Source organism: Microtetraspora fusca (assembly GCF_001570365.1).
Classification (GTDB): Bacteria; Actinomycetota; Actinomycetes; order Streptosporangiales; family Streptosporangiaceae; genus Microtetraspora; species Microtetraspora fusca.
On record NZ_BBYK01000039.1, the window covers coordinates 304,195 to 327,097 of the forward strand.

At 69.4% G+C, this 22,903-nt stretch carries 25 protein-coding genes and 1 tRNA gene; 16 read left to right on the forward strand and 10 right to left on the reverse strand.

Features of this window, described 5'->3' with window-relative positions; translation table 11 throughout:
* Window positions 1-47 precede the first annotated feature (47 nt).
* Complete coding sequence (gene rpmH / locus AWQ68_RS40465; protein WP_015772801.1) at window positions 48-185, reverse strand: 50S ribosomal protein L34; 138 nt, start codon at window positions 183-185, stop codon at window positions 48-50.
* A 484-nt stretch (window positions 186-669) separates the two neighbouring features.
* Here rpmH and dnaA point away from each other — a divergent pair, with 484 nt between their 5' ends.
* The 9 genes from dnaA to AWQ68_RS04505 all read left to right on the forward strand — a co-directional run bounded on the left by dnaA (window position 670) and on the right by AWQ68_RS04505 (window position 12,546).
* Window positions 670-2,199: a chromosomal replication initiator protein DnaA gene (gene dnaA / locus AWQ68_RS04465; protein WP_066935017.1), complete on the forward strand. Its 1,530-nt coding sequence runs from the start codon at window positions 670-672 to the stop codon at window positions 2,197-2,199.
* A gap of 518 nt (window positions 2,200-2,717) precedes the next feature.
* The gene (gene dnaN / locus AWQ68_RS04470; RefSeq protein WP_066935019.1) at window positions 2,718-3,857 is read left to right on the forward strand and encodes a DNA polymerase III subunit beta; all 1,140 of its coding nucleotides are present in this window, start codon (window positions 2,718-2,720) and stop codon (window positions 3,855-3,857) included.
* 88 nt (window positions 3,858-3,945) lie between these two features.
* Window positions 3,946-4,890, forward strand: a complete 945-nt coding sequence (gene gnd / locus AWQ68_RS04475; protein WP_066935023.1) for a phosphogluconate dehydrogenase (NAD(+)-dependent, decarboxylating) — start codon at window positions 3,946-3,948, stop codon at window positions 4,888-4,890.
* Window positions 4,891-4,984: 94 nt separating this feature from the next.
* Window positions 4,985-6,166 (forward strand): DNA replication/repair protein RecF, encoded by a 1,182-nt coding sequence (gene recF / locus AWQ68_RS04480; RefSeq protein WP_066935026.1) that lies wholly within the window; start codon window positions 4,985-4,987, stop codon window positions 6,164-6,166.
* A 64-nt stretch (window positions 6,167-6,230) separates the two neighbouring features.
* The gene (locus AWQ68_RS04485; protein ID WP_066935028.1) at window positions 6,231-6,716 is read left to right on the forward strand and encodes a DciA family protein; all 486 of its coding nucleotides are present in this window, start codon (window positions 6,231-6,233) and stop codon (window positions 6,714-6,716) included.
* A 288-nt stretch (window positions 6,717-7,004) separates the two neighbouring features.
* Entirely contained in the window at window positions 7,005-8,948 is a 1,944-nt protein-coding gene (gyrB, locus tag AWQ68_RS04490) for a DNA topoisomerase (ATP-hydrolyzing) subunit B (protein WP_084463635.1), read from the forward strand.
* 13 nt (window positions 8,949-8,961) lie between these two features.
* Window positions 8,962-11,463: a DNA gyrase subunit A gene (gene gyrA / locus AWQ68_RS04495; RefSeq protein ID WP_066935033.1), complete on the forward strand. Its 2,502-nt coding sequence runs from the start codon at window positions 8,962-8,964 to the stop codon at window positions 11,461-11,463.
* Between the two features lie 374 nt (window positions 11,464-11,837).
* Window positions 11,838-12,323 carry a DUF3566 domain-containing protein gene (locus AWQ68_RS04500; RefSeq protein ID WP_084463636.1) on the forward strand — a complete coding sequence of 162 codons (486 nt, stop codon included), beginning with the start codon at window positions 11,838-11,840 and terminating at the stop codon, window positions 12,321-12,323.
* A gap of 149 nt (window positions 12,324-12,472) precedes the next feature.
* Window positions 12,473-12,546: transfer RNA gene (locus AWQ68_RS04505), tRNA-Ile, on the forward strand.
* Window positions 12,547-12,879: 333 nt separating this feature from the next.
* Here AWQ68_RS04505 and AWQ68_RS04510 read toward each other — a convergent pair.
* The 5 genes from AWQ68_RS04510 to AWQ68_RS04530 form a co-directional block, all read right to left on the reverse strand.
* Window positions 12,880-13,389, reverse strand: a complete 510-nt coding sequence (locus AWQ68_RS04510) for a pyridoxamine 5'-phosphate oxidase family protein (protein ID WP_218006764.1) — start codon at window positions 13,387-13,389, stop codon at window positions 12,880-12,882.
* On the reverse strand, window positions 13,386-14,150 hold the full coding sequence (locus AWQ68_RS04515) for a metalloregulator ArsR/SmtB family transcription factor (RefSeq protein ID WP_066935036.1): 765 nt from the start codon (window positions 14,148-14,150) through the stop codon (window positions 13,386-13,388). Before AWQ68_RS04515 ends, AWQ68_RS04510 begins: the two co-directional genes overlap by 4 nt.
* A gap of 117 nt (window positions 14,151-14,267) precedes the next feature.
* Complete coding sequence (locus AWQ68_RS04520; protein WP_066935039.1) at window positions 14,268-14,867, reverse strand: DUF3885 domain-containing protein; 600 nt, start codon at window positions 14,865-14,867, stop codon at window positions 14,268-14,270.
* A 141-nt stretch (window positions 14,868-15,008) separates the two neighbouring features.
* Window positions 15,009-15,386 carry a hypothetical protein gene (locus AWQ68_RS04525; RefSeq protein ID WP_066935042.1) on the reverse strand — a complete coding sequence of 126 codons (378 nt, stop codon included), beginning with the start codon at window positions 15,384-15,386 and terminating at the stop codon, window positions 15,009-15,011.
* 112 nt (window positions 15,387-15,498) lie between these two features.
* Window positions 15,499-16,401, reverse strand: a complete 903-nt coding sequence (locus tag AWQ68_RS04530; protein WP_066935045.1) for a LysR family transcriptional regulator — start codon at window positions 16,399-16,401, stop codon at window positions 15,499-15,501.
* 109 nt (window positions 16,402-16,510) lie between these two features.
* Here AWQ68_RS04530 and AWQ68_RS04535 point away from each other — a divergent pair, with 109 nt between their 5' ends.
* Both AWQ68_RS04535 and AWQ68_RS04540 read left to right on the forward strand, forming a co-directional pair.
* Window positions 16,511-17,347, forward strand: coding sequence for an aspartate/glutamate racemase family protein (locus tag AWQ68_RS04535; protein ID WP_084463637.1), 837 nt, complete (start codon window positions 16,511-16,513; stop codon window positions 17,345-17,347).
* Window positions 17,322-17,852: an SRPBCC domain-containing protein gene (locus AWQ68_RS04540; protein WP_066935048.1), complete on the forward strand. Its 531-nt coding sequence runs from the start codon at window positions 17,322-17,324 to the stop codon at window positions 17,850-17,852. The genes AWQ68_RS04535 and AWQ68_RS04540 overlap by 26 nt, the downstream gene beginning before the upstream one ends.
* 21 nt (window positions 17,853-17,873) lie before the next feature.
* On the opposite strand, the gene AWQ68_RS04545 is transcribed toward AWQ68_RS04540, so the two are convergent.
* Window positions 17,874-18,440 (reverse strand): hypothetical protein, encoded by a 567-nt coding sequence (locus AWQ68_RS04545; RefSeq protein WP_066935051.1) that lies wholly within the window; start codon window positions 18,438-18,440, stop codon window positions 17,874-17,876.
* A gap of 268 nt (window positions 18,441-18,708) precedes the next feature.
* Here AWQ68_RS04545 and AWQ68_RS04550 point away from each other — a divergent pair, with 268 nt between their 5' ends.
* Together AWQ68_RS04550 and AWQ68_RS04555 are read left to right on the forward strand one after the other, a co-directional pair.
* Entirely contained in the window at window positions 18,709-19,191 is a 483-nt protein-coding gene (locus AWQ68_RS04550; protein WP_066935054.1) for a hypothetical protein, read from the forward strand.
* A 10-nt stretch (window positions 19,192-19,201) separates the two neighbouring features.
* Window positions 19,202-19,702 (forward strand): serine hydrolase, encoded by a 501-nt coding sequence (locus AWQ68_RS04555; protein ID WP_281217590.1) that lies wholly within the window; start codon window positions 19,202-19,204, stop codon window positions 19,700-19,702.
* Between the two features lie 17 nt (window positions 19,703-19,719).
* On the opposite strand, the gene AWQ68_RS04560 is transcribed toward AWQ68_RS04555, so the two are convergent.
* Window positions 19,720-20,412 (reverse strand): rhodanese-like domain-containing protein, encoded by a 693-nt coding sequence (locus AWQ68_RS04560; protein WP_066935058.1) that lies wholly within the window; start codon window positions 20,410-20,412, stop codon window positions 19,720-19,722.
* Window positions 20,413-20,750: 338 nt separating this feature from the next.
* Between AWQ68_RS04560 and AWQ68_RS04565 the strand changes: the two genes are divergently transcribed.
* From AWQ68_RS04565 to AWQ68_RS04575, 3 genes are read left to right on the forward strand one after another with little or no spacing between them, the layout of a single operon-like run.
* Entirely contained in the window at window positions 20,751-21,107 is a 357-nt protein-coding gene (locus AWQ68_RS04565; protein ID WP_066935060.1) for a DUF3140 domain-containing protein, read from the forward strand.
* A gap of 58 nt (window positions 21,108-21,165) precedes the next feature.
* The gene (locus tag AWQ68_RS04570; protein ID WP_066935063.1) at window positions 21,166-21,435 is read left to right on the forward strand and encodes a DUF6343 family protein; all 270 of its coding nucleotides are present in this window, start codon (window positions 21,166-21,168) and stop codon (window positions 21,433-21,435) included.
* Window positions 21,432-22,256: an MBL fold metallo-hydrolase gene (locus AWQ68_RS04575; RefSeq protein WP_084463638.1), complete on the forward strand. Its 825-nt coding sequence runs from the start codon at window positions 21,432-21,434 to the stop codon at window positions 22,254-22,256. Before AWQ68_RS04570 ends, AWQ68_RS04575 begins: the two co-directional genes overlap by 4 nt.
* Before the next feature lie 38 nt (window positions 22,257-22,294).
* Here the strand turns inward: AWQ68_RS04575 and AWQ68_RS04580 are convergent, their stop codons facing one another.
* Window positions 22,295-22,504 (reverse strand): DUF2795 domain-containing protein, encoded by a 210-nt coding sequence (locus AWQ68_RS04580; protein WP_066935069.1) that lies wholly within the window; start codon window positions 22,502-22,504, stop codon window positions 22,295-22,297.
* A gap of 86 nt (window positions 22,505-22,590) precedes the next feature.
* Entirely contained in the window at window positions 22,591-22,887 is a 297-nt protein-coding gene (locus AWQ68_RS04585; protein ID WP_245655741.1) for a hypothetical protein, read from the reverse strand.
* Window positions 22,888-22,903 lie beyond the last annotated feature (16 nt).

The window sequence follows — 22,903 nt, forward strand, 5'->3', positions numbered from 1 at the left end:
TATCGCCCGCCGGCAGTTACGACGGCGGGCGACGACGGTTTCGCTCGTCAGACGGTCAGCTCGGCGCGGCCCTTGCGACGGCGGGCAGCCAGGATGGCACGGCCGGCACGCGTGCGCATACGCAGCCGGAAGCCGTGGGTCTTGGCGCGACGACGGTTGTTTGGCTGGTAAGTACGCTTGCTCACGAGTGGACTCCAGGGATCAGGTTCACCCGCAGGAGCGCGGGCGCGCAACATTCCAAAGGATGCGGCTCGCCAGTGCGTGGACATGCGAAATAGCCGTCGCGTGACCAGCCGACCTCCACACGTTAGGGGGCGATCCTGCCACAGGTCAAACCGGGACGCGATCAAGGTGTGGCACTCTCCCCTCAGCGAGGGGGTTTTTCCCCAGGTGCCATATCGCCCACACGAGCCGCCCACAGCTACCAGTAGGCTGTGGACAACGTCTTGAACCCAGGTCGCGCACACCACTACTGTCAACCCTCCGGACCCTCCTCCATCGAACGTGGATGCGCCCGGGACCTGTGCGACGGCCTGTGCATAACGTGTGGATCCTTCTGTGGATCACGTATCGGGGGCTGGCCCCGCCGGGGAGCCTCCGGCCGGGATCGGCGTGGAAGAACAGATCGCGGCAATACGCGGGCGCCGCGCAAGGGAGGAGTGCCGGACCATGGAGGCCGACGACCTCAACGAGGTGTGGGCTCGCGCGCTTGGGACCCTTCTCGATGAGGGCGTTTCAGGACAACAGCGCGCGTTCCTCCAGATGACCCAGCCGTCCGGGCTCATCAACGACACCATTCTCCTCGCCGCGCCGAACGACTTCGCCAAGGAAGTCATCGAGGTACGGCTCCGCCCGCTGATCGCGCACGCCCTCTCGCAGGAGTTCGGCCGGCCGATGCGCATCGCGGTGATGGTCGACCCGCACGAGGCCGGCGGGGGCGACAGCCGTAAGCACGACACCTTCTCCCCGTCGCCGTCCTTTCCGCAGCGGGGGCCGGGGCCGCAGTCCCGCCCCGCCGCGGCGCCGCCGCCCGACTATCCACAGGAGCGCGCACAGGAGCCGCAGAACGGGGTCGCCCCTCCTCCGGAGCCGCTCGACCAGGGGGGCGCGGAGCCGCCGCAGAACAGGTGGGACAGCCGCGGCGGCCGCACCGCCGGTGAGCCGGCCAGGCTGAACGCCAAGTACACCTTCGAGACGTTCGTCATCGGTGCGAGCAACCGGTTCGCGCACGCCGCCGCGGTCGCGGTCGCCGAGGCGCCGGCCAAGGCGTACAACCCGCTGTTCATCTACGGCGACTCCGGGCTGGGCAAGACGCACCTGCTGCACGCGATCGGCCACTACGCACAGAGCCTGTACGACGGCGCGCGGGTCAGATACGTGAGCTCGGAGGAGTTCACCAACGACTTCATCAACTCCATCCGCGACCACAAGGCGGACGGGTTCCGTGCCCGCTACCGCGCTGTGGACATCCTGCTCGTGGACGACATCCAGTTCCTCGAGGGCAAGGAGCAGACGCAGGAGGAGTTCTTCCACACCTTCAACACGCTCCACAACGCGAGCAAGCAGATCGTGATCTCCAGCGACCGGGCGCCCAAGCAGCTCGTCACCCTGGAGGACCGGCTGCGCAACCGCTTTGAGTGGGGACTGATCACGGACGTCCAGCCGCCCGAGCTGGAGACGCGGATCGCGATCCTGCGCAAGAAGGCGATCCAGGAGGGCCTGGCGGCGCCGCCCGACGTGCTGGAGTACATCGCCAGCCGGATCGCGACCAACATCCGCGAGCTTGAGGGCGCCCTGATCCGGGTCACCGCGTTCGCCAGCCTGAATCGGCAGTCTGTGGACATCAAGCTGACCGAGATCGTGTTGAAGGACCTGATCAGCGAGGACTCCACGCCGGAGATCACCATCTCGCTCATCATGTCCACAACCGCCGAATATTTCGGCGTCTCCCTCGACGACGTCTGCGGCAGCTCGCGCTCGCGCGCCCTGGTGACGGCCCGCCAGATCGCCATGTACCTCGCCCGCGAGCTCACCGACCTGTCCCTGCCGAAGATCGGTCAGCAGTTCGGCGGCCGGGACCACACCACGGTCATGCACGCCGAACGCAAAATCAGGTCGCTGATGGCCGAGCGTCGGTCGATGTACAACCAGGTCAACGAGCTGACGACCCGGATCAAGCAGCGCGCACGCAACGCGTGATGCACAGGCTGTGGATAACTCTGTGGATCGACGTCCGCTGACGTCTGCCCTGCTCACCCGATAACCCCGCCATCCGGGGGAGAATCCCGCCCACACCCTGGGGACGAGTCTGTGGACAACCTGGGGATTTCTCGTGGATAGCTTGGGGACGCCCTGTGCGTAGTGGAAAGATGTCCGCCTGAGGAGTGCTTTTACCCAGTGGATAACCGGTGGAAACCTCGTGGATAACCGGTGGACAGAGACCCCGTCTTCTGGGGACGGCCTGTGGGGAACGTACGGACATCCCCAGCCGATCCCCGGTAATCCACTGGTCCTCCACACCCGCCAGTGGATGAATAATGGGCTCTGACCTGCGGTGGGACGTGATTTCCACAGTATCCACCGCCCCTATGACGATGACGTTTAGCTCTCTCTACTGAAGAACTCAAGAGCCATAGAGGGTTCTCGAGGCTCCAAGGTGCGGGAGAGTGAACACTTGCAACAATGCTCAATCAGCGATACCCAGGAGGCTGATCCACGTGATGTTCCGGATCGACCGCGACGTACTCGCCGAGGCCGTCGCGTGGACGGCACGCAGCCTTCCGGCGCGGCCGTCCGTGCCGGTGCTGGCGGGCATGCGCCTAGAGGTCACCGACGACCAGCAGTTGAAGCTCTCCGGCTTCGACTACGAGGTCTCGGCCGAGGTGACCCTCGAACCGCAGACCGGCGAGCCCGGCGTCGTCCTCGTCTCCGGCAAGCTCCTCGCCGAAATCACTCGGGCGCTTCCTGCACAGCCTGTGGATTTCGTGGTGGACGGAGCCAAGGCAGTGGTCACGTGCGGCAGCGCACGGTTCACCCTGCTGACGATGCCGGTCGAGGACTACCCGTCCCTGCCGTCCATGCCGCCGGCCGCGGGGCGGATCGGCAGCGACGTCTTCGCGGGAGCGGTCGGCCAGGTCGCCGTGGCCGCGGGCAAGGACGACACCCTCCCGATGCTCACCGGCGTCCGGATGGAGATCGAGGGCGACACGGTGACGCTCGCCGCCACCGACCGCTACCGCCTCGCCGTACGCGAGCTGAAGTGGCACCCGGAGCAGCCCGACTTCCAGGCGATCGCGATGGTGCCGGGCCGTACGCTCGCGGACACGGCCAAGGCGCTGGGCGGCACCGGGGCCGAGGTGGAGATCGCGCTGAGCTCGGTCGGAGGCACCGGCGAGGGCATGATCGGCTTCTCCAGCGCGGGCAGGCGGACCACCACGCGGCTGCTCGACCCCGAGTTCCCGAAGTACCGCTCGCTGCTGCCGACGGAGTTCTCCGCGCGGGCCGACATCGCCACCGCGTCGTTCGTCGAGGCGGTCAAGCGCGTCGCGCTGGTCGCCGAGCGCAACACTCCGGTACGGCTGGCCTTCCGCGGCGACGAGGTCGTCCTGGAGGCGGGCAGCGGCGACGAGGCGCAGGCGGTCGAGGTCCTGCCGGTCGAGTTCGACGGCGACGACATCAACATCGCGTTCAACCACCAGTTCCTGCTGGAGGGCCTCGGCGCGATCGACTCCGACGTCGCCCGCCTGCAGTTCACCACCGCGACGAAGCCCGCCATCCTCACCGGCGGCAAGCCTGTGGACGAAGGCGCGACCCCGGATTATCGCTACCTGATCATGCCGATCCGCCTGTCGAGCTGACCCGGGGGCGTACGATCTCCCGGGCGTGGAGGTCGTATGTCCGGGTACGGCGTCCTTGTGGATGTTCGACCCTGAGGGGGGTTGCTCTATGCAGATCGGCATGATCGGGCTCGGCAAGATGGGCGGCAACATGGCCGAGCGGCTTCGCCGCGGCGGCCACGACGTCGTCGGATATGACCGGGACCCGGAGCTCAGCGACGTCGGCAGCCTCAAGGAGCTGGTCGACCGCCTGGAGGCTCCCCGTGCCGTCTGGGTCATGGTGCCGGCCGGTGAGCCGACCCACAGCACGATCCGGCTGCTGCGCGAGATGCTCTCTCCCGGCGACATCGTGATCGACGGCGGCAACTCCCACTATGTGGACGACCAGAAGCACGGCGCCGACCTCGCCACCAGGGGGGTCGGCTTCGTCGACGTCGGCGTCAGCGGCGGCGTGTGGGGGCTGGAGAACGGCTACGCCCTGATGGTCGGCGGCACGGCCGAGGACGTCGCGCGGCTGCGGCCGGTCTTCGAGACGCTCAAGCCCGAGGGCGAGGACGGCTTCGTCCACGCCGGTCGGGTCGGCGCCGGGCACTTCGCCAAGATGGTCCACAACGGCATCGAGTACGGCATGATGCAGGCCTTCGCCGAAGGCTGGGAGCTGCTCGAGGCCTCCGACATCGTCACGGACGTCCACGGGTCGTTCAAGAGCTGGCGGCAGGGCACGGTCATCCGTTCCTGGCTGCTCGACCTGCTGGTCCGCGCGCTGGACCAGGACCCGGGTCTCGCCGACATCAAGGGGTACGCCCAGGACTCGGGCGAGGGCCGCTGGACGGTCCAGGCGGCGGTGGACCACGCGGTGCCGCTGCCGGTCATCACGGCCGCGCTGTACGCGCGGTTCGCGTCCCGGCAGGAGGACTCCCCCGCGATGAAGATGGTCGCCGCGCTGCGCAACCAGTTCGGCGGGCACGCGGTCACCGCGCAGGAGGGGCAGACCGGCATGGGCGCGGACGCTCCCGGCGCCGACGTGACCCCGCCGGTGGAGGTCCAGCGCTGATCCACAGGCTGTGGACAACCGGCGCGGCCGAGGCGTGACAGGGGCGAGGTTCATCGCCCCGCGGGCGGTCGCCGGCAGGGACTAGCCTTTCGGGGTGCGTGTGTGCCACCTGTCCCTGACCGACTTCCGGTCCTACCCCTCGGCCGAGATCGCCCTGGATCCCGGGGTTACGGCGTTCGTCGGCCCCAACGGGCACGGCAAGACCAACCTGGTCGAGGCGATCGGGTACGTCGCGACGCAGTCGAGTCACCGCGTCGCCACCGACGCCCCGCTGGTGCGGCACGGAGCCGAGCGGGCGATCGTCCGCGCGCTCGTCGTCAGGGACGAGCGCCGGGCGCTCATCGAGTTGGAGATCAACCCCGGCCGGGCCAACCGGGCGCGGGTGAACCGCTCGCCGGTCGCGCGGCCGCGCGAGGCGCTCGGCCTGCTGCGCACGGTCCTGTTCGCCCCCGAGGACCTCGCCCTGGTCAAGGGCGACCCCTCGGAGCGGCGCCGCTTCCTCGACGATCTGCTGGTGGCCCGCGCCCCCCGGTTCGCCGGGGTCCGCGCCGACTACGACCGCGTGCTCAAGCAGCGCAACACCCTGCTGCGTACGGCCGCCGCGACCAGGCAGGGGCGGCGGCGCGGCGCGCGCCGGCAGGAAGACGACGCGGCGTTCGCGTCGGCGGGCGCGGGTGACGTGCTGAGCACGCTCGACGTCTGGGACTCCCACCTCGTACGGCACGGCGCGGAGCTGCTCGCGGCCCGGATGGACCTGGTCGAGGCGTTGCGCCCGCTGACCGCCAAGGCGTACGCGACGCTCGCGCCCGCCTCGGCCGCGGCGGATCTCGAGTACCGGACCGGCGTGAAGTTGTCCACAGACTGTGGACGATCACGTGAAATTCTCGAAGAGGCGTTGCGGGCGAGCCTCGCCGAGGCGCGGCAGGCGGAGCTGGAACGCGGCGTCACCCTGGTGGGGCCGCACCGCGACGACCTGCACCTGGCACTGGGCGAACTGCCCGCACGCGGATACGCGAGCCATGGCGAGTCGTGGTCGTTCGCGTTGGCGCTGCGACTGGCGGCCTACGACCTGCTTCGCGCGGACGGCGGCGATCCGGTGCTGATCCTGGACGACGTGTTCGCCGAGCTGGACGGCCATCGCCGGACCCGGCTCGCGGAGATCGTCGCGCCCGCCGAGCAGGTGCTGATCACCGCGGCGGTTCCGGACGACGTCCCCGCCGAGCTGGCCGGCGCGCGGTTCGACGTCACCGAAGGGAGCGCCACCCGTGTCCGATGAGCCGTCCCAGGCGTCCGCCCCGAACCGCGCGAGCGAAGCGAGCGCCGTAAGCACAGCGAGTGCCATGAACACTGCCGCGAAGGGGGCGGCGCTCGCGCGGGAGAAGCTGGCCCAGGCGAAGGCCGACGCGGCCAGGCGGGGGCAGCTCCCCCGCACGGAGCCGCGCCGCAGGTCCCCGGGGCAGCGGCGGGACGCCGGCGATCCACAGCCCTTCGGCCAGGCGATCAGGGATCTGCTGGCCGCCCGGGGCTGGGAGCGTCCGGTCGCGGTGGGCGGGGTGTTCGGCCGCTGGCGCGAGATCGTGGGGCCCGATCTGGCGGCGCACACGAGGCCGGAGACTTTCGAGGACGGCGAAGTGGTCGTGGCGGCGGACTCCACCGCCTGGGCCACGCAGGTGCGGCTTCTCGCGGCCACGCTCGTGAGGCGGTTGAACGAGGAACTCGGCGACGGCACGGTGAAGCGGGTCAAGGTGCGCGGTCCGGGGGCGGGACCGCGGCAGGGCGGGTTGCGCGTCCGCGGCGGCGGGGGTCCCGGCGACACCTACGGCTAGGCTCCCTAATTGCCCCTGAGCGGCTGACCCCCTTCCATGAGGGGGAGTGCCTGAAAACATGATCGTCGCGCTACAGGGCATCACAGCGGCCGTCATTGCCGCATAAGTGCTGTGAGCGCAGTAGAATGAACGCGGACTCAAGGACACGTCCGCTTGCGCGTCACCCCGGTTCGAGGCCGTTTTCCTCTGGGTGAACGCACGGGGCTTATTCACGACGGTGACGGGCACGGCAGGGGCAGCCAGCAGAGGTCTCGCTCGCCACGTGTCCGCGGCAGGAGGATTTCGCACTTGTCCTACGACGCTAGCTCTATCACCGTTCTCGAAGGTCTGGAAGCGGTCCGCAAGCGCCCCGGCATGTACATCGGCTCGACGGGCGAGCGCGGCCTCCACCACCTGGTCTACGAAGTTGTGGACAACTCGGTCGACGAGGCCCTGGCGGGGTACTGCGACACGATCGAGGTCACGCTGCTCGCGGACAACGGGGTCAAGGTCGTCGACAACGGCCGAGGCATCCCCGTCGGCGAGCACCCTGTGGAAAAGCGGCCCGCGGTCGAGCTCGTGCTCACCACGCTGCACGCCGGCGGCAAGTTCGACAGCAAGTCGTACGCCGTCTCCGGCGGTCTGCACGGCGTGGGCGTCTCCGTGGTGAACGCGCTGTCCACGCGGCTGGAAGTGGAGATTCGCACCGACGGGTACCACTGGTCCCAGACGTACGACCACTCCAGGCCGACCGGCCCGCTGCGCAAGGGCGAGGCGACCGAGGAGACCGGCACCTCGATCACGTTCTGGGCGGACGACGAGATCTTCGAGACGACCACCTGGAACTTCGAGACGCTCTCCCGCCGGTTCCAGGAGATGGCCTTCCTCAACAAGGGCCTGACGATCATCATCAAGGATGAGCGGCCCGACCACGTCAACGGCGAGCCGGTCGTCGCGACGTACCACTACGAGGGCGGTCTGTCCGACTTCGTCGGCCACCTCAACAAGAAGAAGGAGCCCATCCACAGCTCCGTCATCGACTTCGAGGAGCACGGCGACGGCATCTCGGTCGAGATCGCCATGCAGTGGAACTCCTCGTACTCGGAGTCGGTCTACACCTTCGCCAACACGATCAACACCGCCGAGGGCGGCACCCACGAGGAGGGCTTTCGCGCCGCGCTGACCAGCATCGTCAACCGGTACGCGCGCGAGCAGCGGTTCCTCAAAGAGGGCAAGGACGACAACCTCACGGGTGACGACATTCGCGAGGGTCTCACCGCGATCATCTCGGTGAAGCTGGCCGACCCGCAGTTCGAGGGCCAGACCAAGACCAAGCTCGGCAACACCGAGGCGAAGTCGTTCGTGCAGAAGGCGTGCAACGACCACCTGCGCGACTGGTTCGAGCGCAACCCGGGCGAGGCCAAGGAGATCATCAACAAGTCGCTCCAGGCCTCCCGCGCCCGCATCGCGGCGCGTCAGGCCCGCGACCTCACCCGGCGCAAGTCGCTGCTGGAGAGCGGGAGCGGCCTGCCGGGCAAGCTGGCCGACTGCCAGTGGTCCGAGCCGGAGAAGTGCGAGCTGTACATCGTCGAGGGTGACTCGGCGGGCGGCTCGGCGAAGGGCGGCCGGGATCCCAAGTTCCAGGCGATCCTCCCCCTGCGCGGCAAGATCCTGAACGTCGAGAAGGCGCGCATCGACAAGGTCCTCAAGAACAACGAGGTCCAGGCGATGATCACCGCGCTCGGCACCGGCGTGCACGACGAGTTCGACATCTCCAAGCTCCGCTACCACAAGCTGATCCTGATGGCCGACGCCGACGTCGACGGCCAGCACATCACCACCCTGCTGCTGACATTGCTGTTCCGCTTCATGCGGCCGCTGATCGAGGCAGGGCACGTCTACCTTTCCCAGCCTCCGCTGTACAAGATCAAGTGGGACCGCAAGGGCGAGGACGCGTCGTACGCGTTCTCCGACCGGGAGCGGGACGCGGTCATCGAGGACGGCATCGCGCGCGGCAAGCGCGACCCGCGCCTGCACGACGGCGTCCAGCGCTTCAAGGGTCTCGGCGAGATGAACGCCGCGCAGCTGTGGGACACCACGATGAACCCACACAGCCGGGTCCTCCTCCAGGTGACGCTCGACGACGCCGCTCAGGCGGACGAGCTGTTCACCGTCCTGATGGGTGAGGACGTGGAAGCCCGCCGGAACTTCATCATCCGCAACGCCCGTGACGTCCGCTTCCTCGACGTGTAAGGACTGACTTTTCGTGACGGAAGTGAACACTCCGCCTGGACCGCCCGCTGACCGCATCGAACCGGTGGACATCCAGTCCGAGATGCAGCGCAGCTACATGGACTACGCGATGTCGGTCATCGTGTCGCGTGCCCTTCCCGACGTGCGCGACGGGCTCAAGCCCGTGCACCGCCGGGTGCTGTACGCGATGTTCGACGGCGGCTACCGGCCCGACCGCGGATATTTCAAGTGCTCCCGCGTCGTCGGCGACGTCATGGGCTCCTACCACCCGCACGGCGACACGTCGATCTACGACGCCGTCGTACGGCTCGCGCAGCCCTGGTCGCTGCGCTACCCGCTGGTCGACGGCCAGGGCAACTTCGGCTCGCCGGGCAACGACCCGGCCGCCGCGATGCGGTACACCGAGTGCCGCCTCGCGCCGATCGCCATGGAGCTGCTCCGGGACATCGACAAGGACACCGTCGACTTCCAGCCCAACTACGACGGGCGGTCGCAGGAGCCGGTCGTCCTGCCGTCGAGGTTCCCCAACCTCCTGGTGAACGGCTCCGCCGGCATCGCGGTCGGCATGGCGACGAACATCCCGCCGCACAACCTCCGTGAGGTGGTCGCGGGGGTCAAGTGGAGCCTGGAGAACCCCGAGGCGAGCGACGAGGAACTGCTCGAGGCGCTCATCGCGCGGGTGAAGGGCCCTGACTTCCCGACCGGCGCCCTGATCGTCGGCCGCAGGGGCATCGACGACGCGTACCGCACCGGCCGCGGCTCGATCACCATGCGCGCCATCGTGGAGGTCGAGGAGGACGCCAAGGGCCGGCAGTGCCTGGTCGTGACGGCCCTGCCGTACCAGGTGAACCCGGACAACCTCGCCCTCACCATCGCCGAGCTGGTCAAGGACGGCCGGATCAGCGGCATCGCGGACGTCCGCGACGAGACCTCCTCGCGCACCGGCCAGCGGCTGGTGATCGTGCTCAAGCGCGACGCCGTCGCCAAGGTCGTGCTGAACAACCTGTACAAGCACACCCAGCTGCAGACGACCTTCGGCGCGAACATGATCGCGCTGGTGGACGGCGTGCCGCGCACGCTGCGGCTGGACCAGTTCGTCAAGTACTACATCGAGCACCAGGTCGAGGTCGTCGTCCGGCGGACCCGCTTCCTGCTGCGCAAGGCCGAGGAGCGGGCGCACATCCTGCGCGGTCTGCTCAAGGCGCTCGACCGGATGGACGAGGTCATCGCCCTCATCCGGCGGTCGCCGTCGGCGGCCGAGGCCCAGGGCGGCCTGATGGCGCTGCTGGAGATCGACCAGGTTCAGGCGCAGGCCATCCTCGACATGCAGCTGCGCAAGCTGGCCGCCCTCGAACGGCAGCAGATCCAGGACGAGTACGACGGCCTGATGGCGCAGATCGCCGACTTCCAGAGCATCCTCGCCTCGCCGGAGCGGCAGCGGACGATCGTCTCCGAGGAGCTCGGCGAGATCGCCGCCAAGTTCGGCGACGAGCGCAAGACGGAGATCATCGCCTACGAGGGCGACATGTCCATCGAGGACCTGATCGCCGAAGAGGACATGGTCGTCACGATCACTCGCGGCGGGTACGCCAAGCGCACCAACATGGACCTCTACCGGGCGCAGAAGCGCGGCGGCAAGGGCGTCCGGGGCGCGCAGCTCCGCCAGGACGACATCGTCGAGCACTTCTTCGTGACGACGACGCATCACTGGCTGCTCGCCTTCACGAACAAGGGGCGGGTCTACCGGGTCAAGGCGTACGAGCTGCCGGACTCGGGCCGGGACGCCCGGGGGCAGCATCTGGCGAACCTGCTCGCCATGCAGCCGGACGAGCACGTCATGGAGATCCTCGACCTGCGCGACTACGACGTGGCGCCGTACCTGGTGCTCGCCACGCGCAGCGGTCTGGTGAAGAAGACGCGGCTCGCGGAGTACGACTCGCCGCGCTCCGGGGGTCTGATCGCGATCAACCTGCGTGAGGACGACGAGGTGATCGCGGCCCGGCTCGTCTCGGAGAACGACGACCTGCTGCTCGTCTCCAAGAACGCGCAGTCCATCCGGTTCACCGCCTCGGACGAGGCGCTGCGGCCGATGGGGCGCGCGACCAGCGGCGTGATCGGGATGCGGTTCCTCGACGGCGACGAGCTGCTCGCGATGAACGTGATCAGTGACGGCGAGGACGTGCTGATCGCGACCGAAGGCGGCTATGCAAAGCGGACGCCAGCGAGTCAATATCCGGTTCAGGGCCGCGGAGGTAAGGGCGTGCTGACGGCGAAAATCGTCAGCTCTCGTGGCAAGCTGGTCGGTGCCGTTATGGTTCGTCCGGAGGACGAAGTTTTCGCGATCACCTCAGTCGGTGGGGTGATCCGGACCAGTGCCGGGGAAATCAAGCAGTCCGGCCGGCAGACCATGGGTGTGCGCCTGATGAACCTCGCCGATGGCGACAGTGTCGTGGCCCTCGCCCGGAATGCCGAGTCGTTGGAGACCGAGGAAAACGGGGCAGGAGACGAGGCATGAGCAGCTCCAGCGGCGAGAACGCGGCCGGCGCGCCAAAGAAGAAGGCAGGAGGCGCCCGTCCCGCGTCTTCACAGATGCGGGATCAGGTGACCGAGCGGGTCGGCGAAAGCGGTAACGTCGCTGGGGTGGCGCGTGAAGCTGATGTGACACCTCCCGGCAAGGACGGCAAAGCCGGAGACTCGGCTCGGCCCCGGCCCGGCGGGCAGGGCGGCCAGCCGCAGCGGCCGGGCGGGAATCCGGGCGGCCCGGGGCCGAGCGGCCCCGGTGCGAGTGGCCCGAGTGGGAACGGTCCCGCTGGTTCCGGCGCGGGCGGCGCCGCTCCCGGCCGGCAGGTCGCCGGCCCGGGCCCGACGGCCGCCTACCCCCGGCCCGCCATGAGCTCCACGCCCAAGCCGGGCGGGCCCGGCGCCTCCAGCGCGTCCGAGTCGCCCCTGCGGACCGAACCGGCCCCCGACGGCAAGGCGGCGATCCGCGCCCCGCGTAAGGCCCACCTGGTGCTCCGCCGGGTGGAGCCGTGGTCGGCGATGAAGTTCAGCTTCGTCCTGTCGCTGGTCTGCTTCGTGGTGCTGTTCGTCGCCGTGGCCGTGCTGTACGGCGTGCTCTCGGCCCTCGGCGTCTTCGACACCATCACCGACATGGTCACCCAGCTCACCTCCGGTGACGGCGGCAAGGCGACGAGCGACCTCGCCAAGAGCATCGAGTCGTGGTTCGATCCGGTCCGCATCCTCGGCTACACGGCCCTGCTCGGTGCGATCAACGTCGTCCTCATCACCGCGCTGTCCACGCTGGGCGCCGTCATCTACAACCTGTCGGCCAGCCTCGTGGGTGGCATCGAGGTCACCTTCAGCGAGGCCGAGTAGCCCGCTCCGGTACGGTCGCCGCTCTCCGGGCGGTGGCCGTACCAGCCTGGCGGTTCGACCAGCCCGCCGGACACGGTAAGCTTTCTCTCGTTCGAGCAGCGGAATTCGCCTCCGTCCTACGGATGCGGTAACGTTCCTTGCGCGTACGAGGGGCTATAGCTCAGTCGGTTAGAGCGCTTCCCTGATAAGGAAGAGGTCTCAGGTTCAAGTCCTGATAGCCCCACCCAAATCAAAGCCGCTCTCCGGGTATCGGAGAGCGGCTTTTTTTGATCTTTTGCGTGACTGGCCGAGTGACTACCGATCGAGGCAGCGCCCGCCATCGACGAAGGCAGAGCCCAGCGGCTCGACTCCAGGTCAAGCCCAGCCGTACAGGTCCGGCAAGCAGCGGGCGCGGAAGGTCAAGCTCCGCCGGACTGGCCGGCTCCGCGAGAGATCGGATACATGTGTGGTCGTCTCGAGCACGCGGCAGAGACTGACCCGGGCCTGCGTTCCGACCAGGATCAGTCGTGCCGGATCTGGTTTACCGCCCTGATCGGGCTTGATCTGGCGGGCTGCGTTATTGGCCCCGCCGCGCGAACTCGTCGGGGGTCGTGCCGCCGGGGAAGCGAGTGACGAAGTCCAGAACGCCGACCCATGCAGGCCGTACGGCGATGCGGACCATCTTGACACCGGGCCGGTCAACCGAAGCGACGTTCGCCGCACCCTGCTCTTCGCCGGCGTAGCGGCGCTGCGCGGCTGCGTATTCCTCGGCGATGCCGTCGACGTCTGTGACCTCGGCCTTTCCCCGGATGAGAAGTGTCGAAGGCGGGGTGGTGGCGGTGTCGATGGTGATGGCGACGTCGGGACGGGCTCGCAGGGCGTTGACCTTGAGACCCCCGAACGTGGAGAACACGATCTCGCTGCCGTTCCAGTGGAACAGCATGGGGAACACCCGTGGCGTTCCGTCCTTGGCCACGTAGGCGACACGTGCCAGCTCGGTGGAGTGGAGTAGCCGCTGGGCCACCTCGCTCTGTAGCAGGCGTACATCGCCCTGGGGCAAGGTCATCGGGTCGTCGAGGTGTGTCATGGGGTGATCACCTTGTCGAGGTTGTCCAGGCAAAGGCCCCAGCCCTCGCGGAACTCGGCCGCCGAATGCTGGTCGGGCAGGCCATGGTGGGTGAGCACCACGCTGGTGACACCGTCATGCTCGACGATCTCCAGGTCGCACCGTGATCCGGTGCCGGACTCGCCGTCCTCGCCGTGCCAAATCCAGCCCAGGCGTGAAGGGCGCTCGATGACGGTGTAGACCCCTGTGGCCGTGTATTCGATGCCGTCGGTGTCGCGCATCACGACGCGGATGCGCCCGCCGACGCGGAGGTCGACCGCGGCCTCGGCGGTTTCCCAGTCAGGGCCGGCGTGCCACCATTTCTTGATCACTTCTGGGTTGGTCCAGGCGTCGAACAGGACATCTGCCGATGCTCGGTAGGTGCGTTCGATTCGGACGGCGGTTGACCGTGTGGTCGTATCGGTCACTGTTGTCTGCTCCTTGTCGGCCAGGTATCCCTCGACGGTGTCGAACATGCGCTCCCAGAGAGCGCGCTGGCGGTCGACCCAGCCGACCGCGTCGACGAGCGCTGCCGGATTCAGCGCCAGCCGGTGCGTGCGGCCGACCACTTTTCGAACGACGACACCGGAGTCTTCGAGGATCTTCAGATGCTTGGTGATCGCCGATTTGGAGACACCCAGGTCCGATGTCACCTCGCCAACCGTCGCGGGGCCGTTCCCCAGACGTTCGATCATCCTGCGGCGGATCGGATGGGCCACGGCCCGAAACGGATCGTTCACCATATGGTGAACAGTACACCTATTCGTAAACAATGGCGAGACGTGGCGCTCGCAGTCGGGTGGCCAACGAGCGGCTCGTTCACCCGCTTCCGCTTGTCCACAGCCTGTGCGCCGAGGTCCCTAGAAGCCCAACGGGTGCTTCGACAACCAGGTACGGTGCCGTTCCTTGAGGGCGTCACGTTCTGAGCGCGTGGGCAGTATCACGTCGGCGCCGCCGTCGTATGGGTGGTACAGCCAGCGGAGGTCCGAGGGGCCGAGGATCACGCCGCTGATCTCGTCGTCCGCGACCGCTCGTAACACGGCGTCGATGATGCCGGGCCGCCATGGTCGTAGCTCGGCATAGAGCTGCGTATAGGCGCGGAACTCGGGGTCGTCGGGCTCTTCGATGAGGGTCCGCCAGTGCCGCGCTGACGGCGCGACCTGGGATCGCCTCGGCCACCGCTGGGGCGTGGTCGCCGCAGTGTCCGTCCATTCGGCCGTGATGACCAGGAGGTCCGCGCCCGGATCGAGTTCGGACAGCAGGGTGTGGTGGCGGTCGAGCACGACCGCGTATTCCGCCTCATTGTCCGGATAGCGCTTGGAGTCGGGCAGGCTGTGAAATCTGACCCAACGGTCGGGATAGTGGTCGCGCAGCCAGTGGGCGAACGGTGGGCACTCGGGCCACTGTCGTTCCCAGAGTCGGCTCAACGCGCGCGGATCAAGCTCGCTGTCGGAGAACATCGTGCCGCCCTATCGGAGGACGTGGAGGTTGATGGAGCGACCCGGGACGCAAGGGGCGTCGGAGCGTCTGCCACTTCCGGTGAGCGGGGCGTTTTCCGGTCGTGATGTCTCCTCGCACTGTGGCAGGGCTTTCGGCGGCGCTCAGAAGACCATGAGGGGGACGTCCTGGTGGATGCACACCCGCACGACTTCGATGAGATCCTGTCCCCGCTCCGCGTACGCCTGCAGATCTTCCGAAGGGGCGGCGTGCCATCGCGAGATGACCTCCGAGAGCCGCGGCAAGAGCTGCGCGCATTCGGCCGCCGTCAGTTCCCACTCGTCACCTGGATGGCTGAGCAGAGGCGACAGGCTCGTCTCCACGGTGTCCCACGAACGATCGCCGCCGAACCCGACCATCGAGTCAAGGTCGATCCCCTCGGCCACGGCCAGTGCCCTGCGGAAGTGCCCGAACCAGGTCCACGACCAGCTCACGTCCGGACTTGTGGCATCGCCGTTGTCCGGAGCAAGAATCACGCCCACCGGAATCTCCTGAGGGGAGATGGCACATCAGATCACGCGGTGCCGCCCTCCTGCTGACGACTCGCGTAGACGGCAAGATCATGGCAGGGGGCGGTTCGTCGGGCGATCGCTTTTACCTGTTCGTACGCGGCTGGGCGGGATCGGCGGGGGTGAGGACGGCCAGGAAGCGCGTGAGGAGCGCGCTCGGCTCGGCGGCCCGCCAGACGAGATGCAGCGTGGTGGTGGTGCCCACGAGCCGCCGGGGCGTCACCCCCTCGCGGCGCAGGACGCGGTAGGAGTCCGTCATGACGGCCGCGCCGAAGCCCGCGGCGACCAGGGCGAGGATCGTCTGCACGCTCCGGCCCCGGGCGCCGATGCGCGGCACGATCCCGGCGTGATGGCACAGCGCGAGGATCTCGTCGTGGGAGTGGGGTGCGGACTCGCGTGGCCACAGGACCAGCGGGACGTCTCCGAGAACGGAGACCGGTGCCGGTTCGCGGGTCGCGGCGAGCGGGTGGGCGGACGGCAGGAAGAGGGTGAGCGGCTCCCGCGTCCAGACCCGGGTGGCGAGCCGGGCGTCGCGGACCGGCAGCCGCTGCACCGCCACGTCGATGCTGCCGTCCAGGACGCCCGCCGACATCTCGGCGTCGTCGAACATCTCCACCAACCGCAGATCGACGTCGGGGAGGTGGTGCCGGAGGCGCCCGAGAGCGTCCCCCAGCGCCCCGTTGATGCCCGATCCGGCGAACGCGACCGTCACGCGTCCGGTCCGGCCCTGGGCGGCCAGTCGTACGTCGTCGAGGGCCGCCTCGGCCTCGCCCAGGACGGTCACCGCGCGGCGCAGCAGGGCCTCGCCGGCGGCGGTGGGCACGAGCCCGCGGCCCGCACGGGCGAACAGGTCGACGCCCAGCCGCCGTTCCAGCTCGCGCAGTTGCCTGCTCAGCGTCGGCTGGGTGAGGCGTAGCCGACGAGCGGCGCCGCTGATCGACCCCTCCTCGGCGATCGCGATCACGTAGCCGAGCACGCGCAGATCCATCCATACCTCCCAGGCATGATCGCTATGCCGATCGATGCCTCACGGTAAGAGACGGAGGTGCGCCGGTGCCAGGATGGAGGAATCCGCCTGCCTGACCCCCGGAGAAGCCATGCATCACCTCGGCATCCTCGCCCACAGCACCGGAGGGGCCGCGCTGTGCTTCCTCGAGTTCTGCCAGGAGGGGTTCCGGCGGGTGGGCCGTCACGAGCACCCCGATGTGACCCTCGACTACATCGCCTTCGGGTACAGCATGCCGGCGTGGGACGCCGGAGATCACGCGACGATCCGGACCACCCTGGCCAGGAGCGTGGAGCGGCTCGCCCGCGCGGGCGCGGATTTCTTCGTCTGCCCGGACAACACCGCCCATATGGCTCTTGAGGCACCCGGGCCCGATCTCGCCCTGCCGGGGCTGCACATCGCCGACGTGGTGGCCGACCAGGCGGCTCGTGACGGACGCAGCCGCGTCGGCCTGCTGGGGACGACGTACACGATGGACGGCCCGCTGTACCCGCGGGCACTGGCCACCCGGGGCATCGCCGCCGAGGTGCCGGACGCCGACGACCGCCGGATCGTCAACGAGATCATCTTCGATGAGTTGGTGAACGGCGTGGTCACTGAGAGCTCGCGACAGGAGTACTGCCGTGTCATCGGGCGGCTGGCGGCCCGGGGCTGCGACGCGGTCGCCCTGGTGTGCACGGAGATTCCGCTGTTGGTCACTCCCGAGGCGTCTCCCCTGCCTACGCTGGACTCGACCCGCCTGCTGGCCCGCGCCGCGTACGAGGTGGCGGCCGGTCACCTCGCTCTGCCGACCTGGCGCGGCGGCCCGATGCGAGCCCGGCCCCTCGCGTGCGGGAGCCGCCGGCCGGGTAGCGCGGCACTCGCGGGCGGCGGCGAGCCCATTTCCACGACGAGGAGCAGTGATGACGGACGGCATCATCCAGCGTGACGGCGAACAGGTCGTCTTCCGGTACGAACGCCGCCTGGCGCGGCCCCTGGACGTCGCCTGGCACGCCGTCACCGACCCGGCGGAGATCGAGCGCTGGGGCGGGGTGCGCACCGAACTCGACCTCCGGCCCGGCGGGCGGTTCGTCTCGTATCACCAGGGCGGCCACCGCGTCGAGGACCAGGTGCTGCGGACGGAGCCGCCGCACCTGTTCGAGCACACCTATTTCAAGGACGTCAACCCCGGCGCCGTCGTCACCTGGCGGCTCCAGGAGGCCGACTCCGGCTCGCGGCTCACCTTCACCCACCGCCTGCCCATGGACGACGTACGCGCGGCGGCGAAGGGCATCGCGGCGGGAGACGATACGCTCACCATCCTGGCCCGCAACGGCGCCGGCTGGCACCACGTGCTCGACATGCTCGGGGCGTATCTCAGCGGCCAGAGCCTGCCCTGGTCGCCGCAGGAGCAGCAGGCCCTCCAGCGGCACTACGCGACGCTGATCCCGTAGCGGCGGCGAGCGTCGCGTCGGTCACGAGGCCTCTGCGGGCACGGCTCTCCGGTGGCGTCGCCAGTACGAGAACGTGACGGCGAGCAGCAGGGGGCTCCAGCCGAGCAGTGGTGCGTAGCAGGCGACCAGCACGGCGATCCCCGTCGAGGACAGCATGGTGAAGCCGGTGAGGTCGCCGCGCAGCGCCCAGGCGCAGATCATCGCGATGAGCGCGGCGCCGACGCACGCGGCCGTGACGGCGGCGGCCGGCCGTACCCTCCTGCCGCCGACGAAGGGGATCCAGCGCGGCGCCACTTCGCCCCAGGGACGGACCAGGCCGAGGGTCATGTACGCGGCCAGCTCGCTGGTCAGGCTCAGCGAGAGGATGTACGCGATCTCTCCCGGGCTGAAGTGGAGTCCTCCGGCCGGGATGTGGTCGGCGTAGCCGATCGGGAGGCCGGTCACCAGCGCCACCCGCCACAGTCCCGAGGGCAGGACCAGCAGCGGCACGGTGTGGGCCGCCCAGACCGCCCAGCGGGGCGGGGGCGGGACGGAGGGGAGCGCGCTCATCGCGGGGACGTGCGGACTGGTCTCGGCTCGGCTGCTCATGTTTTCAGCGTCCCGGTGACGGAGGGGGCGGGCCTCCCCCGTAGGTGCCGACCGCCTCCCCCCAGCGGGGGAGGCGCCCGACGCACCGGGCCCGACAGGCGCTGAACGGGGCCTCGGCACCGATGAACTGCACAGCCGCAGGAAAGCGGAGAAACCCTCTCCTAAGGTCGGTGACGTGCGGGGACGAAAGGGAAGCACCCGGACGGACCCGCTCCGGTTGCAGCGGATCGCGACGCCGAGATCGCGATGAAGACGACAAGGGGGAAACGTGCGAAGGATTCTGATCGCGGCGGCGATCGCCGCACTCACCACGACAACGGCGGCGGCGTGCGGGCAGGGCGCGGGCGAGCCGGCGTTCAAGGGCGCCCTGACCACGGCCGGGACGGCGCCCGAGGCCGTCGTGGCGACGTCACCGACCGCCCCGCCCGTCTACGTGAAGAACCTCTACGGGGCCGAGCAGGGAGGACGGGACGACAGCCGTCCGGCGAACCTGGTGCTGTCGGAGTTCAGCTCCATGAACGGGATCACCTGGACGAGCTGGGAGCCGGACCGGGCGGTCGGCACCGGCGGGCTGAGCGGGAACTGGTGCCTGCCCGGCTGCCTGGAGAACCGGTACGAGGCGACGGTCACGCTCAGCGGCGTCACGACGGTGAAGGGCACGCGGTATTTCACCCGGTTCACGGTCGACGGCGACTTCCCCAAGCCCGCCGACCCGGCCGACGCGCTCGCCGGGTCGCTGCCGACGCCGTGAACGTGATCCGGTGCGGGGGGGACGGCCTGCCCCCGCATCGGGCCGGGGAGCCGACCTCACCTTCGAGAGACGAGGTGATCGAGCGCGAGACGATCGAGCAGCTCCGATGGCGGCGCTCCCCGACGCCGCGTTCGGCAATCGCGCCGACGTGCTGACCTCGGACATCCCGGCCGGGGCGACGACGACGGCCCGCGCGGCGGCCCGCCTGTACGACGCGCTCCTGGCCGGGACGCTGGTCTCCCCAGCCCAGCTGGCGGAGCTGTCCTCGCCGGCGGTCTCCGGGACGGACGAGGTCACCGGCGCCCCCGCCGTCTTCGGGCTCGGCTACACGATCGGCCTGACCGCGGCCCTCTCGGAGCCCACCCTGTTCGGGATGGCCGGCAGTGGCGGCACCGCGGCCTTCGCGGACACGGCGACGGGCTTCTGCCTCGGCGTGATGAAGAACCGCGCCTCGATGGGCGACTTCACCACCGTCGAACGGACCGCCCGGATCGTGCTCCAGGCCGGTTGACCCTGCTGGTCGAGGCGCTACCCCTCGTCGGGGCCGGTTTCCGGGGCCCGGACGGCGTCCAGGACGAACAGGCCGACCAGGACGCCGTCGGGCCGCGTCACGACCACCTGGTGGACCTTCTTCCGGTCCATCCGGCGTACCAGGGGCTCCATGTCCTCGCTGAGCCGTACGGTCGTGACGCCGACGCGCATGACGCGCTCGGCGGTGGCGCCGGGCGGCACGTCCTTCAGCTGGGCCGGGCCGATCACGCCCTGGACGAGGCGGTCCCGGTCGACCACTACGGCGAGGCCGGCCGGGTCGGCGATGATCCGCTCGGCGACGTCGTCCACGGAGTCGTCGAGATAGGCGATCACCGGGTCACGCCGTACGGCCTGGGCGACCAGGACGGCGTGCCCGTCGAAGGGCAGGCCGGCGGCGATCCAGTCCATCTTGCCCTCGGCGTAGTCGTGGACCTGGGCGAAGCCGAGCCGTTCGAGCCGGCGGGCCGCGCGGGGGCTCAGGTCGCACATCCGGTCGTGGCAGTAGACGATCACGGGCCGGGTCGCGTCCAGCCGGGCGGCCGTCTCCTCGTTGAGATCCGTCAGCGGCAGATGCGCGGCGCCGGGGAGGTGCGCCCACTCGTACTCCTCCACTGGGAGCACCTCGACGAGCTGGGCCCCGTGGCCGGCCAGCAGGTCCTGTACGGCGTCGCGGTCGATCGTGTGCACCATGGGTCAGCCCTTACCCGCCGTCCGGGACAAGGCACGTGCCCGCGCCTTCCGGAGTGCCGGAAAACGAGTTTCCGGGGCCGGGAACAAAGCCCGGGGACGGGTGGTTACATTCGACGTGGCCGGTGTGCAGGTGTCCCCGGGCCTCACCTAATTTCGCCTTCGCGGATTACCGTTCGGCTGGAGCCGCGTTGTGCCTTTCGCCGAGAGGCGACCCGGCACCGGTTACATATACGTCGAGACCCCGTCAGGAGCGTTCCTGACGGGGTTTCGTCTGTCTCCGGGGGACCCGCATCGGCGCGGCGCTCACGGGTAGGCGAGCCTGGTCGAAGGGGGAACTCATGACCGATCGCTCGGACCCCGAGGTGGACCTGCTCTGGGAGGAGTTCCACGAGGTGGTCAACATGACGTCGGCGGAGCTGCGTTCCTGGCTGCTGACCTCCGCGTCGGACGAGGACGCCTTCCCTGCCGATCCGGACCTGGGCGTCCAGGAACTTGGACGCGGCGTCCTGCACGTGCTCGGCAAACGCAAGGTCGATCTGACCGACGAGGACGTCGAGGTCATGCGCCGGGTCGTCGACTTCGTACGCGAGAGGGTGACGACGGCCCCGGCCGGGGCGGCGCGGGACGACCGCTGGCGGCGCGCGCTGATGTCGGTGGGCCACGACCCTCTTGGGCCGACCGCCCCCGAAGGCTGACGCCGCAGGACGCTTGTGCCGGGTGTTCCCGCCACCTCCGGGGGAAGGGGACGACGTCATGTGGGGCAAGCGACGAGGCACCGAGCCGCTGGAGGCGCGCTCCGCGCTTCGCGCCCGGGCGCTCCTCTCGGGGATCGCGCTGCCCATCGCGCTCGCGGCCGCCGTCTTCTTCGGGTGGCTCGCGAGCGTGACGGGAGCGGCGGTCTGGGCCGTGGAGTCGGGCATCGCCGCTTTCATCGCCCTGGTCGCGGCGATCGACCTGGTCGTCATCTGGGCCCGGATCAGGCGTAGCAGGAGATCGGAGACGCGGGAATCGGAGGAGCCATGACCGATATGGACGACGTGAGCGTGTTCTTCGTCGGCACCGCCACCACCGTGATCCGGTGCGGCGGCTTCACATTGCTGACCGACCCCAACTTCCTTCATCGCGGCCAGCGGGCCTACCTCGGCCACGGCCTGAGCTCGCGGCGGCGTACGGATCCGGCGATCGACGTCGACGAGCTGCCCGCCCTGGACGCCGTGGTGCTGTCGCACATGCACGGCGACCACTGGGACCGGGTGGCCCGGCGGAGACTGGATCGGGATCTGCCGATCATCACGACCCGGCACGCCGCGCGTCGCCTCGTACGGCAGGGGTTCGGCCGGGCGCGCGGCATGGACACCTGGCAGCGGCATCTGATCCGGGGCGACGGGGGCCGGACGCTGCGGATCACCGCGCTGCCGGCCCGGCACGCCCGTGGGCCGGCGCGAGCGCTGCTGCCTCCGGTCATGGGCAGCCTGCTGGAGTTCTGCCGCGGCGACCGGGTGAACCTGCGGCTGTACATCAGCGGGGACACACTGATGGTCCCCCAGCTGGCCGAGATTCCACGGCGCTGTCCCGGCATCGATCTCGGGATCGTCCATCTGGGAGGAACGAGGATCCTCGGGATGCTGGTGACGATGGACGGACGTGAGGGGATGGACTGGCTCCGCCTGATCGACCCCGGTATCGCGGTTCCGATCCACTACGACGACTACGAGGTGTTCACCTCGCCCCTCGACGACTTCCGCCGCCGCGTGGAGCAGGCCGGCCTCTCGGACCGCGTGCGCTACGTCGCCCGCGGAGAGACGGTGCGCCTGCCGGTGGTCGCGGCGGCCGCGCCCGTCTGATCCTGCCTGCCCGGCGCCCCCGGGCCGGGCAGGCGCGATCAGTGCCCGGGGCCGGTGTCGTCCCCGGCGACCGCGCGCATGACCTCGGCAGAGTTGGCGTACCGGCCTGCGGGCAACAGGGTCAGTGCCGTCACGACGCTCTCGTCCGCTCCCATGCGCTCCGCGAAGCGGACGAGCTGCTCCCGGGTCCCCGGATACGGGAAGGCCGAGAGGGTCTCGCTCACATGGACGGGATCAGCGGTGGCCACGGTATCTCCTCGACTTGTCGCAACCGGTTCGGCCGCCCACGCCTACCCCGGCCCCGGCATGTCATGCGTGCGACCGCGCCGGCGGTTCAGGGGGCCGCGGGGGCGGGGCCGGGACGCCCGACCTCGGCGAGGACCCGTTCGATGCGGTCGGCCGCCGCGACGATGTCGGCCACCGGCCCGATGCGCGTCTGCCAGGGGAACCAGAACCAGAGGGCGCCCTCCTCGTCCGGGGCGGTGAACACGCTCTCCGCCAGGGCGGGGGCGGCGACGTTGGTGATGTTGAGCATGGCGTGGCTCCCGCGGGCGCGCACGCGCACGGCGAACCGCCGCTGCTCCAGCTCGGTGCCGAGTCGCTCCAGGTGGCCGATGGCGTCGATCGTCATGATGGTCCTCGCTGTT

What these genes read in the sequence shown, in the direction of transcription:
- dnaA (WP_066935017.1), top strand. Translation starts at nt 670, where the DNA reads ATGGAGGCCGACGACCTCAACGAGGTGTGGGCTCGCGCGCTTGGGACC.
- gnd (WP_066935023.1), top strand. Translation starts at nt 3,946, where the DNA reads ATGCAGATCGGCATGATCGGGCTCGGCAAGATGGGCGGCAACATGGCC.
- AWQ68_RS04485 (WP_066935028.1), top strand. Translation starts at nt 6,231, where the DNA reads ATGAACACTGCCGCGAAGGGGGCGGCGCTCGCGCGGGAGAAGCTGGCC.
- AWQ68_RS04500 (WP_084463636.1), top strand. Translation starts at nt 11,838, where the DNA reads ATGAGCTCCACGCCCAAGCCGGGCGGGCCCGGCGCCTCCAGCGCGTCC.
- AWQ68_RS04510 (WP_218006764.1), bottom strand. Translation starts at nt 13,389, where the DNA reads ATGACACACCTCGACGACCCGATGACCTTGCCCCAGGGCGATGTACGC.
- AWQ68_RS04515 (WP_066935036.1), bottom strand. Translation starts at nt 14,150, where the DNA reads ATGGTGAACGATCCGTTTCGGGCCGTGGCCCATCCGATCCGCCGCAGG.
- AWQ68_RS04520 (WP_066935039.1), bottom strand. Translation starts at nt 14,867, where the DNA reads ATGTTCTCCGACAGCGAGCTTGATCCGCGCGCGTTGAGCCGACTCTGG.
- AWQ68_RS04530 (WP_066935045.1), bottom strand. Translation starts at nt 16,401, where the DNA reads ATGGATCTGCGCGTGCTCGGCTACGTGATCGCGATCGCCGAGGAGGGG.
- AWQ68_RS04535 (WP_084463637.1), top strand. Translation starts at nt 16,511, where the DNA reads ATGCATCACCTCGGCATCCTCGCCCACAGCACCGGAGGGGCCGCGCTG.
- AWQ68_RS04540 (WP_066935048.1), top strand. Translation starts at nt 17,322, where the DNA reads ATGACGGACGGCATCATCCAGCGTGACGGCGAACAGGTCGTCTTCCGG.
- AWQ68_RS04545 (WP_066935051.1), bottom strand. Translation starts at nt 18,440, where the DNA reads ATGAGCAGCCGAGCCGAGACCAGTCCGCACGTCCCCGCGATGAGCGCG.
- AWQ68_RS04560 (WP_066935058.1), bottom strand. Translation starts at nt 20,412, where the DNA reads ATGGTGCACACGATCGACCGCGACGCCGTACAGGACCTGCTGGCCGGC.
- AWQ68_RS04565 (WP_066935060.1), top strand. Translation starts at nt 20,751, where the DNA reads ATGACCGATCGCTCGGACCCCGAGGTGGACCTGCTCTGGGAGGAGTTC.
- AWQ68_RS04570 (WP_066935063.1), top strand. Translation starts at nt 21,166, where the DNA reads ATGTGGGGCAAGCGACGAGGCACCGAGCCGCTGGAGGCGCGCTCCGCG.
- AWQ68_RS04575 (WP_084463638.1), top strand. Translation starts at nt 21,432, where the DNA reads ATGACCGATATGGACGACGTGAGCGTGTTCTTCGTCGGCACCGCCACC.
- AWQ68_RS04585 (WP_245655741.1), bottom strand. Translation starts at nt 22,887, where the DNA reads ATGACGATCGACGCCATCGGCCACCTGGAGCGACTCGGCACCGAGCTG.